This window comes from Jeotgalibacillus sp. ET6 (genome assembly GCF_029667115.1).
In the GTDB taxonomy this organism is placed as follows: Bacteria; Bacillota; Bacilli; order Bacillales; family Jeotgalibacillaceae; genus Jeotgalibacillus.
The window spans coordinates 1-233 of sequence record NZ_JARUIU010000330.1 but is presented as its reverse complement, the minus strand read 5'-3'; the positions used below and the strand labels follow the sequence as shown (position 1 = coordinate 233).

The window sequence follows — 233 nt, the reverse complement described above, 5'->3', positions numbered from 1 at the left end:
GTTTCCCGACAGTTGTGCCTAAATATCTGCTATCACCGCAGAAATAAAGAAAAGCTGATTCAGCGTGAAAAAGGAAACGATCCATTCGGCAAACGCTTTGACCTTCACATCACTCATGACTTATTTGCCGAAATCTTTGGAACGAAAAGATACTTCCTTTCAATTCCATCTTTTCGCAGCCGATTCCAGAGAACCAGTTCTCGCGAACAGAGCAAATGAAGAAGTGAAATGGA

The 233-nt window shown here is 42.1% G+C and carries 1 protein-coding gene; it reads left to right on the top strand.

Annotated features, from left to right (window positions below; all coding sequences use genetic code 11):
- On the top strand, window positions 1-219 hold a 219-nt coding region (locus P6709_RS20380), incomplete at its 5' end, for a hypothetical protein (protein WP_278242690.1).
- Between the last annotated feature and the right edge of the window lie 14 nt (window positions 220-233).